The organism is Archangium lipolyticum (assembly GCF_024623785.1).
Lineage (GTDB): Bacteria > Myxococcota > Myxococcia > Myxococcales > Myxococcaceae > Archangium > Archangium lipolyticum.
Genome location: NZ_JANKBZ010000011.1, coordinates 333,765 through 351,959 on the forward strand (window position 1 = coordinate 333,765; position 18,195 = coordinate 351,959).

At 67.7% G+C, this 18,195-nt stretch carries 13 protein-coding genes and 1 pseudogene; 11 read left to right on the top strand and 3 right to left on the bottom strand.

What is annotated here, in order from left to right:
- The 9 genes and pseudogenes from NR810_RS24730 (at window position 1) to NR810_RS24765 (ending at window position 9,218) form a co-directional block, all read left to right on the top strand.
- Complete coding sequence (locus NR810_RS24730; protein ID WP_257455861.1) at window positions 1–1,917, top strand: TonB-dependent receptor plug domain-containing protein; 1,917 nt, start codon at window positions 1–3, stop codon at window positions 1,915–1,917.
- A 10-nt stretch (window positions 1,918–1,927) separates the two neighbouring features.
- Window positions 1,928–2,554, top strand: a complete 627-nt coding sequence (locus NR810_RS24735; protein ID WP_257455862.1) for an HmuY family protein — start codon at window positions 1,928–1,930, stop codon at window positions 2,552–2,554.
- Entirely contained in the window at window positions 2,551–3,309 is a 759-nt protein-coding gene (locus NR810_RS24740) for an HmuY family protein (protein ID WP_257455863.1), read from the top strand. Before NR810_RS24735 ends, NR810_RS24740 begins: the two co-directional genes overlap by 4 nt.
- Window positions 3,306–4,748 (top strand): MXAN_6640 family putative metalloprotease, encoded by a 1,443-nt coding sequence (locus NR810_RS24745; protein ID WP_257455864.1) that lies wholly within the window; start codon window positions 3,306–3,308, stop codon window positions 4,746–4,748. Before NR810_RS24740 ends, NR810_RS24745 begins: the two co-directional genes overlap by 4 nt.
- A 347-nt stretch (window positions 4,749–5,095) precedes the next feature.
- Window positions 5,096–6,667, top strand: coding sequence for a sensor histidine kinase (locus NR810_RS24750; protein ID WP_257455866.1), 1,572 nt, complete (start codon window positions 5,096–5,098; stop codon window positions 6,665–6,667).
- A 301-nt stretch (window positions 6,668–6,968) separates the two neighbouring features.
- A pseudogene (locus tag NR810_RS53035) lies at window positions 6,969–7,127 on the top strand (methyltransferase family protein); the annotation flags it as partial.
- 82 nt (window positions 7,128–7,209) lie between these two features.
- Window positions 7,210–8,016 carry a class I SAM-dependent methyltransferase gene (locus NR810_RS24755; RefSeq protein ID WP_257455867.1) on the top strand — a complete coding sequence of 269 codons (807 nt, stop codon included), beginning with the start codon at window positions 7,210–7,212 and terminating at the stop codon, window positions 8,014–8,016.
- 266 nt (window positions 8,017–8,282) lie between these two features.
- Window positions 8,283–9,056: an SDR family NAD(P)-dependent oxidoreductase gene (locus NR810_RS24760; protein WP_257455868.1), complete on the top strand. Its 774-nt coding sequence runs from the start codon at window positions 8,283–8,285 to the stop codon at window positions 9,054–9,056.
- A 48-nt stretch (window positions 9,057–9,104) separates the two neighbouring features.
- Window positions 9,105–9,218, top strand: coding sequence for a M57 family metalloprotease (locus NR810_RS24765; protein ID WP_306818470.1), 114 nt, complete (start codon window positions 9,105–9,107; stop codon window positions 9,216–9,218).
- A 126-nt stretch (window positions 9,219–9,344) separates the two neighbouring features.
- On the opposite strand, the gene NR810_RS24770 is transcribed toward NR810_RS24765, so the two are convergent.
- Both NR810_RS24770 and NR810_RS24775 read right to left on the bottom strand, forming a co-directional pair.
- Complete coding sequence (locus tag NR810_RS24770) at window positions 9,345–12,437, bottom strand: sensor histidine kinase (RefSeq protein ID WP_257455869.1); 3,093 nt, start codon at window positions 12,435–12,437, stop codon at window positions 9,345–9,347.
- Between the two features lie 219 nt (window positions 12,438–12,656).
- Window positions 12,657–12,791, bottom strand: coding sequence for an Ig-like domain-containing protein (locus tag NR810_RS24775; RefSeq protein ID WP_257455870.1), 135 nt, complete (start codon window positions 12,789–12,791; stop codon window positions 12,657–12,659).
- A gap of 134 nt (window positions 12,792–12,925) precedes the next feature.
- Here NR810_RS24775 and NR810_RS24780 point away from each other — a divergent pair, with 134 nt between their 5' ends.
- Window positions 12,926–14,572 (top strand): endo alpha-1,4 polygalactosaminidase, encoded by a 1,647-nt coding sequence (locus NR810_RS24780; RefSeq protein WP_257455871.1) that lies wholly within the window; start codon window positions 12,926–12,928, stop codon window positions 14,570–14,572.
- Between the two features lie 133 nt (window positions 14,573–14,705).
- On the opposite strand, the gene NR810_RS24785 is transcribed toward NR810_RS24780, so the two are convergent.
- Window positions 14,706–15,638, bottom strand: coding sequence for a polysaccharide deacetylase family protein (locus NR810_RS24785; RefSeq protein ID WP_257455872.1), 933 nt, complete (start codon window positions 15,636–15,638; stop codon window positions 14,706–14,708).
- A gap of 157 nt (window positions 15,639–15,795) precedes the next feature.
- Between NR810_RS24785 and NR810_RS24790 the strand changes: the two genes are divergently transcribed.
- Window positions 15,796–18,195: a right-handed parallel beta-helix repeat-containing protein gene (locus NR810_RS24790; protein WP_257455873.1), complete on the top strand. Its 2,400-nt coding sequence runs from the start codon at window positions 15,796–15,798 to the stop codon at window positions 18,193–18,195.

Below are 18,195 nucleotides of genomic sequence, written 5' to 3' on the forward strand. Positions count from 1 at the left end.
ATGCGCGGGTTCGTATGGGTGCTCGGCTGGCTCGTGAGCGCGCCCGTGCTGGCGCAGGGGGACGCGCCCTCGGTGGATGGAGGGGTCGCGGAAGAACCCGCGGCACAACAAACCGTGGTGACGGCGTCCCGCTCCCTGGAGCGGCTCCAGGACACGCCGGTGGCCGTCGAGGTCATCACCCGCAGGGACATCGAGGCAACGGGGGCGCGCGACCTGGCCGAGGCGCTGGGCGCACGTCCCGGCCTGGAGCTCCGGCGTAGCTTCGCGGGAACGGAGCTGCGGGTGCAGGGGATGTCCCCCGAGTACACCCTCGTCCTGGTGGACGGCGAGCGCGTGACGGGGCGGCTGGGGGACGCCCTGGATTTCTCCCGGTTCTCCACGGAGGACATCGAGCAGGTCGAGATCATCCGCGGCCCGTCCTCGGTCCTCTATGGCAGCGACGCCGTGGCGGGCGTGGTCAACATCATCACCCGCAAAGCGCGGCGTCCCCTGGGGGCCACGGCGCAGGTCTCGCTCGGCAGCCTGTGGCAGTTGGAGGTGGACGGCTCCGCGGAGACACGGGGCGAGCGGGCGGGAATGCGGCTCAGTGGCGGATTCCAACGCCGCAATGGCTACGATCTGACCCCTGGCACTCCTGCGACCACGGGCAGCTCGCTCGAAGGCTACCAGGCCTCCTGGCGAGGAGACCTGAGGGCCACGGAGTCCTTCCGGCTCGAGGCGAGCGCCGGGGCGTCCCGCCGGGTGCAGCGAGGCGTCGACGAGGGCGCGGCCAGCGCGCTGTTCGACCGCGCGAGTCAGAACGAGAGCTACGAGGCGACACTGTCACCCTCGCTGGTCCTCTCCCCCACCGGCACGCTCCAGTTCTCCGGCCGCTACTCGCGCTTCCGCCATCGCTATGTGTTGGATCAACGCAACGCCTCCGTCCTGGATCAGGTGGAGGAGACACGCGAGCAGATGGCTCGGGTGGGCGTGCAGCTCGACCAGGGCCTGGCCCAGGCGCATCAGCTCGTGGTGGGCGTGGAGGCCATCGGCGAGACGCTCGACTCCGACCGGCTGGCGGGGGCGGGCCGGCGAGGCCGGGTCTCGCTCTACGGACAGGACTCCTGGAAGACGCCCCTGCCGGTGGCGCTCCACGTCGTGCCCGGCTTGCGGCTGGATGTGGACTCCGAGTTCGGAACGGTGCTGACGCCCCGGCTCGCCGTGCGGCTGGAGCCGGCGGAGGCACTCACGGTGCGCGCCAGCTATGGCCACGCGTTCCGGGCACCGAGCTTCCAGGAGCAGCTCATCGACTTCGAGAACCCGAGCGTGGGGTACGTGGTCGCGGGCAACCCCACGCTGAGACCCGAGCACTCCCGGGGCGCGACCCTGTCCGCGGAGTGGCGGCTCACCAGCCGCGGCCTGCTGTGGACGAACCTGTTCCGCAACGACCTCTCCGACATGATCTCCGTGGTGCAGGACGAGCGCTCCCCTACCCTGCGCTTCACGTACGCCAACATCTCTCGCGCGACCGTGCAGGGCGCGGAGGTGGGGTGGAAGCAGCGGCTGCCCCTCGGGGCCTGGCTGGATGTGGGCTACACGCTCATCAGCGCGCGGGATATCGAGGAGGACAGACCCCTCGAGGGACAGAGCACGCACCGGCTCACCACCCAGCTCGGGATGCGCTACCGACCCTGGAAGCTGGAGGCCTCCCTCCAGGGCTCACTGGTCGGCCCCCGCCCCTACTACCAGGATTCCGATGGGACGGCTCGAACGGTCATGGCCCCCGCCTACGCGACCCTGGACGCACGACTCGCCTACGGCGTGCTGGAGACGGTCCGGGCGTTCGTCGCCGGCCGCAATCTGCTGAACGCGGGGGATGCGCAATACCTGCCCATTCAGCCTCGCGCCTTCCACGCGGGGCTCATCCTCGAATTGTGAGGGAGGACGCATGATGAAACGCATTGCCCTGGTGCTCTGCCTCGCCGCATGCGGTGGAGACATCCAACCGGAGCCGGACCCCGGCACGACGCCCATCGACGGTACGCCGACCGATTGGTTCCGCCACACGCCCCAGGCGGACGGAACGGTGACCACGGTCGTCGATGCCACCGATGGGGCCGCGTGGAGGGCCCTCGACCTCGATACGAGCCAGACCGTGGATGCCTCCACGCAGGCCGCCTGGGATTTGTCCTTCCAGCGCTTCCACATCCGGACACGAGGGGGCGTCAACGGCACGGGAGGCGTCGTGGTGGCGGTGATCGCGGACCCCTTCGAGTCGATCTCCACGGCGCCCGCCGCGGGCTACCGGGAGGATGTCGCGGACGGTGCGGACTCCGACAGCGAACCGGACAACGTCTTCGAAACGGAGGGGGGTTGGTACAGCTATGACGTGACCACCCACACGCTCTCACCGCGCGCCCAGACCTATGTCATCCGGAGCGACGCGGGCCGGTATTTCAAGCTCCAGCTCCAGAGCTACTACGACCCGGCGGGCTCCCCCGCCATGCTCTCTTTCCGGTGGAAGCAGGTGGAGCCGCCGGTCCGACCCCTGACTCCCTGGAAGAACCCCCCATGAAGAACAGTCTCTGGAAGACCACTGTCTTGACGCTCTCCCTGACGTTGGCGGCCTGCGACACGTCGGAGCCCGAGCCCCAGCAGCCCCCGGCCGAGGCCCCACGGTGCGAGGCGAGTCCCGTGCGCTGCGCGGAGCAGGGCATCGACGCGTTGAATCTGCTCACCACGGTGTCCACGGGGGAGATCCGCGAGGAAGGAACGATCCCGGGCGAGTTCCACACCTATGTGGATGCACGGGCGGGAGGGACCTCTCCCAAACAATCCTATACCTACGCCCGCTTCAACCCCGAGGGACTGAGCCGGGTGGAGGTGGATGATCAAGCGGCCCTGGCCTCGACGGATTGGGACATCGCCTTCCGCCGCTACAACATCCGGGTGAACAGCGGTGTGTCCGGCCCCTCGTGCATCGCGGTGGCCCGGACCCCGGCGGGCACGACCTTCGACTCGGTGAAGGCGGTGGACTCCACCTGGGAGTTCCGCACCGAGAACTACTTCACCGAAAGCTGCGAGGTCATCTCCGGAGAGGCGTCCCTCGGCTCACCCGAGACGCTGCTGGGCGGCTTCTGGACATACCAGGCCTGTCTGGCCATGACGGGCGACGTCTTCGTGGTGCGCCTGGCGGATGGGCGGCAGGTGAAGCTGGAGGTGACGCACTACTATGACCCGGAACCGCAGCAGACGTGCAATCAGACGGGCAAGGTGCCCCAGCCCAGCGGGGCGGCCCAGCTTCGCGTCAGGTGGGCCTTCCTGCCGTGAGGCTCTCGCTGTTGCTGCTCCTCCTGGGCGCCGGGTGCGGAGGTCCGAACGGCAATCCCTCCCATGAAGCGCTCGGGAAGGAGCTGGGAGCATTGCTCCAGGGAGGCAGGCCCACCGAGGCCACGGCGGCTCCGCCGCGCTTCGAGCCCGGCGAGCAGGTGGAATCGATGGTGTCTCCCGGAGGCCTCTTCCGGCTCCACTTCTCCCGGAGTGGGCCCAACGCGGTCACGGTGGCGGACGTGGATGGGAACGGCGTCCCGGACTCCGTCGACACCGTGGCACGTACCTATGACGCCGTGGCTGTCTTCTACTCGGGGATGGGCTACCGCCTGCCGCCCCGGGACTCCGGAGGGACTGGCGAGCACGGCGGAGACGAACGCTTCGACGTCTACCTGGTGGACTTCGCCGGACGGGCGGATGGGGCCTTCCGGGTGGAAGGATGTCTCACGACGGACCTGGGTTGTAGCGGGTACATGCTCCAGGAGAACGACTTCGCCGGCTATGGCTATCCCTCCCACGAACACGCCGTGGCGACGCTGGCGAGCCATGAGTTCTTCCACGCCGTGCAGGCCGCCTACCGCACCGGCCTGGGGCGAATGGCGGAGGAAGGCACGGCGGTCTGGGCCTCCGAGCACTTCGCGCCCGAGCTGGACGACCTGGAGCGAGCCGCTCCGGCGTACTTGTCGCATGCGGATCGCAGCCTGGTGGTGGAGCCAGACGGGCCGGCGCAGTCCTTCAGTTATGGAGCCTCGCTCTTCTTCCAATTCCTCAGCGAGCGCCTGGGAGAAGGAGTGGTGTTGTCGATGTGGGAGGAGAGCGTGCACGCGCCCTCCGCCCGCTGGCCGACACTGCTGGAGACGGTCCTGCGCCGTGATTGGGGAATGGACTTCGACACCACCTTCAGCGAGTTCGCGCAGTGGAATCTGGCCACGGGAGAGAGCGCGCGAGAAGGGAGTGGGTACGCACGAGGCGCGGACTACTCCGGTCTCGTTCTCGCGGCCAGGGAGCTCCCGGTGGACGAGCCCGCGGTGCGGGTGGCGGCCGCCTCGACCCGTTACTTCGAGGTGCCGGGCGGCACGGAGAGCGTCTCGGCGTCCTTCGACCCCAGGGAGGGCACGGAGAGCGCGGCGCTCCACCTGCTGGTCGCGGCGGTGAACGAGCACGAGGTGCTGCGGATCGTCCGTGCGGACGGGCCGGGACACCTGTCCGCCCAGGTGTCCGCCCGGGATGCCACACACGTGGTGGTAGCGATGGTGAACGGGCGTCCGGAGGGAGACGGACGGTATGGACGGCTGCGCATCTCCTCCAGGTCTCCGCACGAGGACCCCTCGGGAGGCTGCCAGATCGCCCCGGGGGCACTCCCCTGGGCACTGCTCCTGACCGCCACCGTGTGGCGGCGTTCCCCGAGGCGGCGCACGACCCGCCGCGTCCCGCCCTGATCCAGCCCGTTCCGCAGGCTCCTGCACTTCCACGCCCAACTCAAAAGGATCGGGGCGGCTTCATGCCGCACGGGCACTCGTCTAATCGCCTGCTGAACCATGGACCAGGGGCCCGCCCTCTGCAGCCGGACCTCGGGCAGAACTAACCTGAACAGGAATGGCTTGAACTTCCTCAGGAAGGGGACCCCGAGCATGAAGGTCAGGTTCGCGAAACCGCTCCAGCTTCTCGACACCGTGGATGTCGCCGCCGTCGAGGAACCGAGCGAGCAGACGAATGCCTGGCCGCGGGGTGGGGAGTCGCTCGTGAATGGGTCGGGAACCCATCCCCGCCATCACTCGGGTCACGCATGAGCGGGCGTTCGTCCCATCACCCTGAAACACAGCGCTCCGTTTCAGAGAGGCTGAAGGCCCACAAGGAAACCATCATCCACCAGTGGATGGACCGCGTCCGCCAGGCCATTCCGGCGGCAAGAGCACAGGATGAGTCTCAGCTCCGCAACGACCTGCCGAAGTTCCTGGGGCGCCTGGTAACGGCCCTGGCGCCAGAGCGCTTCCAACCCGTCTCCGATGAGGAACCGAACGACCTTTCCCGAGACCAGGGGCAACAGCGCTCGAACCTCGAGGAGTACTCGCTTCATCAGATGCTCCGGGAGTACCAGTTCCTTCGGGAGGTCATCTTCCAGGTGTTGGAGCGCGAAGGCCCCATCCCCCCCACGGAACGCGACATCATCCTCTCCGCCATCGAGCAGGGAATGGCGGAAGCGGTCGAGCGCTTCATGCAGCTCGTCCAATCCCGGGAGCGAGCAATCGCAGCTCACCTCCGCGAGACCGATCAAATTGAAGCGCGTGGGGCGCTCGAGGAAAGTGAAGCGCGGTTCAGACTGATCGCCAATGCCCTGCCTCAAATCATCTGGACCGCCACGTCTGATTTCTTCGTCGATTGGTACAATGACTGGTGGTTCAAGTACCTGGGACTGCCTCGGGGCACCCGTTGGGACGACCCGGACACCCAGCCCATGCATCCCGAGGACGTGGAACGGACCCGGCCGCGATTGAGGGAGGCCGTGGAGACCGGCAACGACTTCTTCATGGAGCAACGCTTCCGGCGCGGCTCCGACGGCCAGTACCGCTGGCATCTGGTCCGTGGGGTCCCGATTCGCGGTCCTGATGGAAGGATCGTGAAATGGGTCGGTGCCAATACCGACATCCACGACCTGAAGACGGCCACCGCACACCTGGAAGAAGAACGCGACCTTCGCGAGAGGTTCGTCGCCACGCTCACGCACGATCTGCGAACGCCCCTCACCGCCGCGAAATTGAATGCCCACATGCTGGCGCGAAAGGGAAGCGACCCGGCCGTCCTCTACAAGTTGGCGGCGAGGATCAGTGAGAACCTCGACCGGGCGGATCGGATGATCCGCGATCTGCTGGATGCGAATCGGATCCGTGCCGGAGTGGAGCTTCCCCTGGATGTTTCCGAGTGCGATCTGAGCGCATTGGCACGGGAAATACTGGAGGAATTGTCGCTGGTTCATGGCGACCGGTTCGTGCTGAGCGCGCGCCATGCGCTTCAAGGCTACTGGAGCTGCAGCGGGATGAGGCGGATCATCGAGAACCTGTGCAACAACGCCATCAAGTACGGGGCTCGCGACCACCCTGTCACCGTCAGCGTGGCCCAGAACGGGCCCGATGAAGTCTCGGTTTCCGTCCACAACTGGGGACCTCCCATTCCTCCGGAGGACCAGAAGCTCTTGTTTCAGCAGTATCGTCGAATGAACTCAGCCCAGAAGGGCTGGGGGCTGGGTCTGACGCTCGTCGAGGGTCTGGCCAAGGCACACCGAGGCACGGTGCGAGTCGAAAGCACGCGGGAAACCGGAACGACCTTCACGGTCACCGTCGCACGAGACATGCGACGGTGAGCCGTCCCGAATAGAGATAGGCCTTTTAGCATGAGGAGTGTGGGCGCGTGCCACCCGTGCTGCTGGAGCGGTGGGCCAGGTGGGCCGAGGTGGTGGAGGCATCAAGGACAGGCCCTGATTCCGGCCCAGCACCCTTTCCGTTCCAGGTGTGCTTTCGCACGCTGGCAGGAATCATGTCCGCTGCAAAGCTGACGCTGTCTGCCACCGCTCGCGGTGTTATCACCAATCACCTGAATGACCACCGGAGATGGAGAGGCGTATGCGAAAGATGGAACAGCAGGAGATGTCGCCGCAGGGAGCGATGCTGCAGATGATCACAGCCTTCTGGCTGCCACAAGCAATCCACACGGTGGCGAAGTGGCGCGTCCCTGACTTCTTGAAGGACGGCCCCAAGACGGCGGCCGAGCTGGCCCGTGACACACAGACGCATGAGGAAGCCTTGCATCGGGTGCTGCGTACGCTCTCATCAGTCCGGGCAATGCCGGTGCGTCCCGCCTCTTTGCGCCTTGGGCTAGAATTCAGGCGCGAAGGGAGTCAACACCATGAAGCGCATGTCGCTGTTCGAGTTCGAGGACTTCCGCTGGTTCCCAGGCGGCATCCGGGAGTGCCTGACGCTCTACATCGCCGCGATGCACCGCGTGCTCGGCACCGAGCGGCTCCTGGCGCCCCTGCTGGCGCGGGCCCTGAAGGCAGCGGCCACCGATCGGGTCGTGGACCTCTGCTCAGGGGGCGGCGGGCCCATGCTGCAGACCACCGCACGGCTCGCCGCCGACCACGGCCTCCGGCCGAGCGTGACCCTCACCGACCTCTACCCGAACACGGACGCCGCCGCGCGCATCAACGCGGCGGGGGACTCGGCGCAGGTCCGCTACCACACGAGCCCGGTCGACGCGGGCCGGGTCCCCGACGCGCTCCAGGGCGTCCGGACCATGGTCTGCAGCTTCCACCACATGCCCCCGCCAGTCGCGCGCCGCATCCTCCAGGACGCGTTCGAGAAGCGGCAGGCGATCTGCGTACTCGAGATCAGCGACAACTCCCAACCGCGCTGGCTCTGGTGGACGGCCATCCCCGCCGGCGTGCTGATGGTGCTCCTGCTGACACCCTTCATCCGCCCCCTCCGGCTGCGGCAGGTGCTGCTCACCTACGCGCTCCCCGTGCTGCCGCTGTTCATCGCCTGGGACGGGGCCGTGTCGAACGCACGCACGTACACCGAGGAGGACCTGCGGGAGCTCCTGGCGGGGCTGGAGGCGCCGGACTATCAGTGGGAAATCACCCGCCCGCGGGCGCCCGGTGCCCCCGCGACGATGATCACCCTCGTGGGGCTGCCCCGCCCTCCATCAGGGGCATGAACGCGCGAGCTCTGCTTGTTGCCCTGTGTTGGGTGGTGGCCTGCCGCCAAGGAGGCACCTCGAATCCGAGGGCGCCTGGGCTCGGCTGTCAGTCACCGCAGCAGCTCGCTGCGGCTGCGTCACGCTTGAGAGTGAGCATGGACGAGAAGAGTTGATTGGGCCCGGCACGGATCGGCCCAAGCGCCCTGCCCTGGCCTCTCCACCGGCACGGTGCGAAACTCAATCGCCACCGGAGGATTCCGGGTCGTAGGAAGCAAAGGGCCATCATGAACAAGCTGGACAAGAAGGTTGCCATCGTCACCGGAGGTGGCGGCGGTATCGGAGCGGCGACGGCGAAGCTTTTCGTGGAGCAGGGCGCCAGGGTTCTCATCGTGGGCCGCAGCGAGGAGAAGCTGCGCAAGACGATGCAGGACATCAACCACGAGAACCTCAGCTACACGGTGGCGGACGTGTCGAAGGTGGAGGACACACAGCGCTATGTGCGGCACGCGGTGGAGCGCTACGGCGGCATCGACGTGCTGGTGAGCAACGCGGGGACCGAGGGGCCCTACAAGCACATCCTCGAGCACACCGTGGAGGATTTCGACCAGGTGATCGCCACCAACGTGCGCGGCACGTGGCTGTCCGTCAAGTACACCTTCCCCGAGCTCCAGAAGCGTGGAGGCGGGAGCATCATCCTCACCTCGTCCATCATGGGTATCGCCGCGTTTCCGACACACTCCTCGTACGCCTCCAGCAAGCACGCGGTGGTGGGGATGGCGCGCGCGCTGGCGCATGACGGCGCGCCGTTCCACATCCGGGTGAACGCGGTGTGCCCGGGCGTCATCGACAACGACATGATGGCGTCGACCCACCGGCTCTTCGCTCCCGGTGCCGAGGAGCAGTTCAAGAGCACCATCGCAGCGCGCGTACCGATGAAGCGCTACGGAACCAACGAGGAGATGGCCCGGATGTTCCTCTTCCTCGCCAGCGAAGACAGCAGCTACAGCACCGGCGGCGTGTATGTGGCGGACGGCGGCATCACCGCCGGCATCATGTAGACCCGGGTCACCCTTGGAGTCTCCTCGAGGCCACCGGGCAGGAGCCGCATGCCGGGTGGCCCATCCCGCGTGGGCGGGTCGCTCATGAACTCCTGCTTCCGGGCGACCGAGTCCGGCGAGTGGAGCAGCTCCGACAAGACCGCGCTGTCCTACCTCTACTGAGAGCTGGCGCGACAGCCCCCAGGTCCGTCCATGACCCTGGGGGCCCCGCTCCTCGCGGGCACCGTGGCGACGAGAAGCCGCGCGTGCGGCACTTCATCGCGCCGCAGGCGGGCGGTCGAAGCGCCACTACCGAGGCTTTCGCCTTGCCACCGCCGCATAGGCGCTCACCGCCGGCAGGCGCAGCTGCACCTCGGTGCCCGCGCCCACACGGCTCCACAGCTCCAACTGCCCGCCCAGGCGCTGCGCGCGCTCGCGCATGCCCACGAGGCCCCAGTGCCCGGGCCGCGAGCCCCGCGCCAATACCTCCTCGGCGATGCCCGTGCCGTCGTCGCGCACGCGCAGCAGGAAGGCACCTGTCTCGTAGACAAGCTCCACCTCGATGGCCTGGGCCCGCGCATGCGCGAAGGCATTGAGAAGCGCCTCGCGGCCGATGCGGTAGGCCTCGTCGCGCACGGCGCCCGGCATGTCGCGCGGCGTGCCTTCGACGAGCACGCCGAAGCGCATGGAGCGCCCGCGCGCAAGCTCCTCGCCCAGCTGAGCGAAGGCCTGCGGCAGGTCCTGGCCGGCGGTGTATCCGGCGCGCAGGTCGCGCACGCGGTCGCGCGCTTCCACCACCACCTGGTCGGCGCGGTCCAGCACCGCCTCGATCCTGCCGCGCGTGGGGTGTGCTTCGGGCAGCTCGGAGGCCAGTCCCTGGATTTTGAGGATGAGGCCCTGCGTGCCCTGCAGCAGCGTGTCGTGCAGTTCGCGCGCGATGCGCTCGCGCTCCTGCGAGCGCGCCTCCAGCCGCGCGCGCAGCTGCGCGGCCACCTGGCGCAGCCGCAGCTGGTAGACGCCCCACAACAGCGCCGCGGCGGCCAGCGCGCACAGCGCGTAGAACCACGCGGTCTGGTGGAAGGCGGGCAGCACCGTGAAGGTGAAAACGGCGCCGGTGTCATTCCACACGCCGTCGTTGTTGGCGGCCGTCACGCGGAAGCGGTACGAGCCCGGCCCCACGTTGGTGTAGAACGCGCGCCGCCGGTTGCCGGCCTCCTGCCAGCCCTCGTCCACGCCCTCGAGCTGGTAGCGAAAGCGCACGCGCTCGGGCATGGAGAGGCTGAACGCGGTGTAGTCGATCTCGAAGGCGGTGGTGCGCGCCGGCAGCCGCAGGCCCTCGCTAGCCACGTAGGACTTGCCCGCCGCCGTCACCTCGCCGATGCGCACGCTGGGCGCGAGCGGATTGCGCGCGATGCGCCGCGGGTCGATGCGAAAGACATTGGTGGTGGTGGGCAGCCACAGCTGGCCGTCCTCGCCCAGCAGCAGGCTGGGAATGGGGCCGAGCGGCTCGGGTGAGCCCTCCAGCCCGTCGTCCGCGGTGAAGCGCTCCACCTGCACGGCATGCGCGGGGTCGCGCGCGAAGGACTCCACCTCCTCGCGCGGCACGCGCACCACGCCGCCCACGCCGTGGATCCACAGCTCGCCCTCGGCCGTCTGCACGAGGCCGGACACGCCGCGCAAGGCGGGGCCGCTCGCGGGCATCAGGGCACGGAAGCTGCCTTCCGCGTAGAGTGCCACGCCCGCGTTGCCGCCCACCCACAGCCGCTCGCCCCAGGGCCGCAGCGCGGCGACGTGGCCGACCTGCAGTCCCTCGGACGGACCCAGCATCCGCGCGAGGCCGTGCTCCACGCGGGCGAGCCGGTTGTCGAAATAGCCGAGCCAGACGCGCCCGGCCGGATCCGCCTCGATGCTCACCACCGTATCCCTGGGCAGGTCGGCCACGCCGCCCTTGGCGCTCCATTGGCCGTCCTTCCAGCGGTGCACGCCCAGGCCGCGGAAAGACATCCACAGGCCGCCCTCACTGTCCTCGGCGATGGCCTGCACGGCGCTGCCGCGCTTGCTGGCATCGAAGGGCAGCTCGATGCGCTCCAGACGGCCCTTCGGCTGGCCGCCGGCCAGGCGCCACAGCTCACCGAGCTTGCCGATCCACAGGTCGCCCGCGCGGTCGCGGTGCAGCACGTTGATCCACGTGTGCCGCGCCGGGCCGTCCAGCGGCCCCTGCACCTGTCCCGAGGCGTCGCGAAGAAAGAGGCCGTGGAGGTGCGTGCCGATCCACAGCCCGCCGTCGGCGGCGGGGGCGAGCGCGACGTTGGGCCACTGCGGGCCTTCAGGCAGCGCGGGCACCACTTTGTTCCCGCGGAAGCGGTCCAGGCCTGCGTTGGTGAGAACCCAGACGTTGCCTTCGCGATCTTCGAACAGACCGTGCACGGAGCTCCCGCTCAGGCGCACGGCGGCGCTGGTGCGCTGCACGCCCGCGAACGGACCGGTCCCTGGCGCCCCGGCCAGCGCGCTCGCCGACGGCAACCGCGCCAGACCTTCCTCCAGCGCGATCCACGCGCCGCCGTGGCGGTCGAACAGGCACACGCCCTGCGTCTCGACGCTCGCGCTGCCGAAGCTCTTGCCATCGAACCACCGCTGGCGGTCGGCCAGCGGCATGAGGCCCCCGGTCACGATGGCGAACCAGGGCTCACCCGCGCCATCCACGCAGACGTTGATGCCACCGAGCAGGCTGCGCTCGCCGCCGGCGGCGTCGCGCGGCATCGGCACCGGCGCGAAATGCGCCGCGCCGCGCGGTCGCGCGAAAATCTGATACGAGGTGGCCGCCCACACCGTGCCGCGCGGGTCCACCGTCACGGTCTGCACATTGCTGTTCTGTTTCAGCCCGCCTTCCTCGACGATCTGCCAGCGCTGGCCGTCGAAGCGGTACAGGCCGCCCGAGGTGGAGGCCCACACATTGCCCTCCAGATCCTGCGCGAAGTCGGTCACGGTGCTCGGGTAGAGGCCGTCCTTCTGGCCGTAGCGTGTGAGCACGCCCTCGCGCAGCACGTAGATGCCGCCCAGTTGCAGGCCGATCCACAGCTCGCCCGACCGGCCGGCGTAGAGGCGGAACACTTCGTTGGTGAGCGGGCGGCCCGTGTCGGGCGCGGTGTAGAGCTCGAAGCGCACGCCGTCGAAGCGGTACAGGCCGAACGGCGAGCCGATCCACAGCATGCCGTCCGGCGTCTGCGCGAGGCCGTAGGCATTGCTCGGCGCGCCGTCGCGCTCGGTCCACGCCGTGTGGTGCATGTGCTCCAGGGATGGGGCTTCGGGCGGCGGCGTCTCGGCGGCGAGGACCGATGTGCGGGGCAACAGGTACGCCGCCATCAGGGCAACGCGCAGCAGGAACGTGGCGGCTCGACTCATCGGGGGCTGGTTCGGGCTGGGGGTGAGCGGGCGGGGCTCTCGACTGTATGCGCCCCAGAAGCAGCGCCGCCAGCGTCAGCCACGATCCTTCGCGCACCATCCCCTCTCGATTCTGCTCGCGATGTCCGTGGGTACTACGGGCCCGCTCACCGAGTGAATACCCGGCCCCACGCCCCTGCTCTTCACCGGTTGGAGTTGACGTCCCCTGATTCTTCAGCTTCATGGACGAGCACTGGCCACCTGCGTGTCCAGGGCCTCGGAGAAGCTCAGGATGAGAGCCACCGTGGGGTCCACGTTGGTGGCCCCATTCTCGGGCGTGGTGCCAAGGAGGGTGGGCGCGGTGGTATCGGGCACCTCGGTGGATTGGTGAACGGCCAGTTGGCCACACCTACCCCACCAGGCTCCACGGTAACAAGGCTATTCCGGGATTGCGTGAAAGCCACCCTCATGCGATGGGCAGCCCACCACAACGTTCGTTTGGAGGCGCGATGTCGAGATGGATGGCCTGGATGACTCCGTGGATCGCCGTGCTCATGTACGGGTGCATGCCCCCGGAGGTGGATGACGCACAGGAGCCGGGTGTTCGAGAGCAAGCCCTGGCCGGCACGGAGATCATCGACTTCTCCTCCGCGAGCACGCTGGCGAACACGGATGCGTCCGGTAAGAGCGGAGGCATGGCCGTGCTCAAGGCGAACAGCACGCGGTGCACCGTCGGCGCGTATGCCGACTGCTACGCGGACTACATCGAGTTCAGCCCCTCCTATACGGGCTATCTGTCCTTCAAGCTCTCGAGCCTCACCCAGGGCACGCCGGCGCCCTCGCAGATCACCCAGCTCCAATTGCTGACGAAGTACCAGGGGCCCGCGAGTTCCACGTCCTATTACAAGTGGCAGCTCTACCGGTTCACGACCGCCAGCTGGGTGGACATCACCACCTCGCAGGGGCGCGGGGACTGGGTGTGGACCGCGGCCCTGACGCTCAACCTCCCGGGCACCGAGGTGGCTTCGAACTTCGTCTCGAGCACTGGCGAGATCCGCGCGCGCCTCATCAAGGGCGCGGGGACGGATGGCGCGCAGCTCGACAGCCTCCGCCTCCAGGTCTCGTGGGACGGGGCCTCGACGTGCACCCCCGAGACGGACGCGGCCTTCTGCGCGCGACTGGGCGGCACCTGTGGCCAGCTCAGTGGCACCGACAACTGCGGCCAGGCACGCACGGTCTCCAGCTGTGGCGTCTGCCAGAGCCCGCAGACGTGTGGGGGCGGCGGCACCCCGAACGTCTGTGGCCAGGGCTCCACCTGTACCCGCGCGAGCTTCCCCCGGGCCACCACCTGGATGTGGGACCTGGAGAACAGCGCCATTCCCACCAACCTCAACGCCCAGGTCTACGTCGTCGACCTCTTCAACACCACGAGCGCGAAGATCCAGGAGTACAAGAGCGCCGGCAAGAAGGTGGTCTGCTACTTCAGCGCCGGCAGCTACGAGAACTGGCGGAGCGATGCCAACCAGTTCCCGCAGGACACCTATTGCAGCCCCGGCGAGAACTGCGCCCAATCCATCCACATCATGGGGGAGTGGTGCGAGAGCGGTGGGGACTGCGAGTGGTGGTTGGATCACCGCAAGGAGGCGGTACGAATCGTGATGGCGGCACGCCTGCAGTTGGCGCGTGACAAGGGCTGCGACGCGGTCGAGCCGGACAACGTCGACGGCTACGCGAACGATTCGAGCATCTCCTGCACCGACCAGGCCTGCTGGGGCCTCACGGCGTCCGACCAGCTCGCCTACAACCGCTGGCTGGCCGATACCGCCCATGCCAAATGTCTGGGCATCGCGCTCAAGAACGACATCGACCAGGTGCCCCAGCTCGCCGCGTCCTTCGACTTCGCCATCAACGAGCAATGCCAGCAGTACAACGAGTGTGGAGTCTACAAGACCTACTTCGCGAGCCAGAACAAGGCGGTCTTCAACGCGGAGTACATGAGGGACTCCGGCGGCGGGTCCAGGAGCTGGTCGTCGTGCACGGGAACGCAAGCCACCTGCGCCTGCGGTGAGAGCGGGTTCGTCCAGGGGGACATGCAGACCCTGGTCTTCAAGACCTCGTCCGTCAGCTACGACAACATCAACTTCACCTGCTGGTAGCGGGGAACGGGCCCGCTCCCCGGCCTGGAGCGGGCCCACTTCGGGTCCGTTGAGACGCGTCTGGCGATTCTGGGAGGGACCTGGCCGCCATCCACGATGAGCGAGACAGCGGCGAAGGCCCGCTCCGCCCTCTTCAAATGCCCTGCGCTTTCAGGGCTTCGATTTCGAAGTCGCCATCGTCCACCAGGCGCTCCCAGCCCTCGAATTTGCCGAGGCCGAGCGTGCGGGCCATGGACAGCAACAGGCTCTGGCCGGCCACGGCGCGGTCGGGCTGTAGCTGGTAGACGGGGTCGTTGAAGGCCGCCTGCGGGGTGGTGATGGTCCAGCCCATCTGCTTGAACTGGGCGATCACGTCGTCGAGCCACATCGCATTGATGAGATTATGGTGCAGCAGGATGACCTGCGGGATGTCCCTGCCCTGCAGCTTGTATGCGAGCTCGCGGTAGGCGATGGCGCGCTGACGCACGTGCGCGAGATACGCGGTCTTGATCGGGGTGACGTCGGCTTTGGGGTTCTTCTTCAGGACTTCGACCAGTTTGTCGTTCAAGCGCCAGTCGCTGGTGTCCAGCGAGACGTATGCGTTGCGGTAGCCATGCTCCTTCAGGAAGGTGCGCATGCCGTCGCGCTTTTCCGGCGTGTTCCCTTCACGTAGGTAGGTAAAGCGGAACCATTTGGTATAGCCGGGCAGCGTGGCGATGATGCGATCGCAGTCGAGGATCTCCTGCTGGTACTGGTCCAGCGTGCTCTTGTGCAGGTCCGGATGCGACATCGTGTGGTTGCCGATGGCGTGGCCGGCCTCGCCCCACGCGCGCGCCAGGACCAGACCTTCAGGGAGGTTCGCGCCGTTGTTGACGGTGACCATCAGCGCGGCCTTCACCTTGTGCCTGGCCAGGGCGGCCAGCAGAGCCTGGTTGCGCTGGGCGGCTGTCAACCGTGGGGTCTCTTCAAGGGACGGGCCGTCGTCGAACGTGAAGGCGACTGACTGTCCGAAGGCCGGAAAGGCCGCGAGCAGGAAGAAGGCGGTGGTGACGAGGCGGAGAAAGGTCATCGGCATCAGAAAAATCATGGCCGCCACTCTAGTTCAGCAGGCGCGTCATGATCGTCAACGGGCTTTTTTTCGTGAAGCGCTCGAACACGGCTTCCTGGACCATGGCCGTCACACTTCTTTCGGGCCTCGTCTATCTGAGTGAAGGAAAACGAAGCTTCGAAAAAAGAAGCACACCATGGTGAAGTTCCTGAAAGCCAAGGCCAGCACCGCCGCACTGGGCGTCAGCTTGCTCGGTGCCATTGTCGCCAGCCCAGCCGCCCACGGCACCGCCGCGGTCGATGGCGGTGCGAGTGTCGGCGTCCCCGCGGTACCTGATGCCACCCTCGCGCCCTTCGACCCGGCCATGGCTCAGGCGCCCACCATCGAACCCAACCCCAAGAACGTCGACTACCCGGTGCCCAGGGTCGGGTCGGTGTACTTCGTCTCGAACAACGGTGACGACGCCGCCGACGGGCGTTCGATCACCACGCCGTTCAAGACCCTGGGCCGAGCGCTGACCGTGGCCAAGGCGGGCCCCCGACCGGCGACCGTCGTCCTGCGGGCCGGCACCTACGAAGAAGGGGCCGAGGCGGCGGGCCCGATTGGCGCCTACAACATCGACTTCCCCGTCACGATCCAGCCCCACCGCAACGAGAAGGTCTGGATGAAGGGCAGTGTCATGGTCACGGGCTGGTCCTCGGTCGGGACCAACCGCTGGCGCCGCACCGGGTGGACCACCCGCTTCTGCCAGCGACCGACCGCAGGCGACAGCGACCGGTTCTGCAAGCACCCGTCACTGAACAACCCGACCTACCCCATGGCCGGTGCCCAGGACATGGTGTTCCGCGATAATCAACCGCTGCGCCAGGTGGCGACCCTCGCCGAGGTGGGCCCTGGTCGGTTCTTCGTCGACACCTCGCTCGGACACCTCTACATCGGTGACTCGCCGACCGGTGCCAGGATCGAGGCATCGAATCGCGACCTGGCCCTGCGCGTCTCTGGCTGGGATCCGGGAACCGGAGGTAGCGGAACCGTCATCCAGGGGCTCGGGTTCAAGCACTACGCCTCCGAGCAGCAGACGGCGAATTGGTCGGCGGAGCGCCCGACAAAGGGAGGCGTCGTGCTGCTCGACAACGTCTCGAACACCCGGGTGGAGAACAACACCATCACGCAGTCCGCTTCCACCGCCCTCACCGCGGTGAAGGCCACCGGCGCGGTGATCCGCGGCAACGTGCTCGCGGAGAACGGCTATGTCGGCGCCAACATCACCGGTACCTCCGGCGGGCTGACCTTCGACGGCAACCGCGTCTTCCGCAACAACACCGAAGGGCTGCACGACACCCTGACCGGTGGCGAGGCCGAGAGCGCCGCCGGGGTCAAGATCACCTCCACGTCGCCGTTGACCGTTCGGGACAACATCTTCGACCACAACGATGGCAGCGGTTTCTGGTGTGACCTGGATTGCGCCAACGCCACCATCACCCGCAACGTCAGTCGCAACAACATCGGGAACGGCATCTTCTACGAGGTCTCGCAGCAGGCGATCATCGCCTCCAACGTGCTGACCGGCAACACCGAAGCCGGGTTGTCCATCGGCGGGGCGGACGGGGTGCAGATCTACAACAACACGTTGTACGGCAACTCCGACACCCGACCCGGTGAGTTGTACGGTGCCGAGTTGGTCGTGTTCGACCTGCAACGACCCGGTTGCCCCCAGGAGGGGTGCGTCGAGCGGTGGCGGACCCGCAACGTGGTGATCAGGAACAACCTCACCGGCGGTGCGGGCTCGAGGCGGCTGTTCAACGCCTCCACGGGCGTCTCGAACCTGGCAGCTCGGGTGCCCGCCGACACCTTCATCACCGCCATGGATTACAACGGCTACCACCGGACGACCGCCGCCGGCGGCCCGCCCACGCCGACGACGTTCGCCGGATGGCTGCACCCCCGCCCGACGGCCCAGGGTGGCCCCTTCCACGTCGACCACGCCAGCCTGGCGTCGGTGCAGGCTTTCACCGCGGCCGAAGATCACGGCATGGCGTTCGATCAGGAGGCCGACCCCTTCTTCGTCGATGCGGCGAACGGCGACTTCTCCTTGCTGGCCAGTAGCCCGGCCCGGGCAAGCGGGGACCCGCTGCCGCCTGCTGTGGCCGCCGCCATCGGCGTGCCCGCCACCCCGGCACCCGTCGACCGGGGCGCGTTGGCGTGGCCGACGCTGCAACTGCGAGTACCGGCCTACGGATCGACGATCGGTGGCCCGGCCGTGGCCCTGGCCACCAACGTGCCGGACCCGGCGAGGGTGACCAGCGTCGAGTACCACGTCAACCGGGTCGGCTCCATGACGACGACGCAGGTGGGCTCGACGGTCAACCGGGGATTCGGATACGCCGTCGTCTGGAACACGACCACCGTGGCCGACGGCCCGTATGAGATCCGAGCCCATGTCGTCAGGGTGGTGGGCACGACCCGCACGGCTGAGCCATCCCCTCATATTGGACCGAAAACTTCCCGGAAAACGGGTTGTTCGGCCAGCAATTCAACGAATCGAGCCATCAAGGGCAGAAGCGTGTCTTCGGGCATCATGGGAATGGCCTGGTAG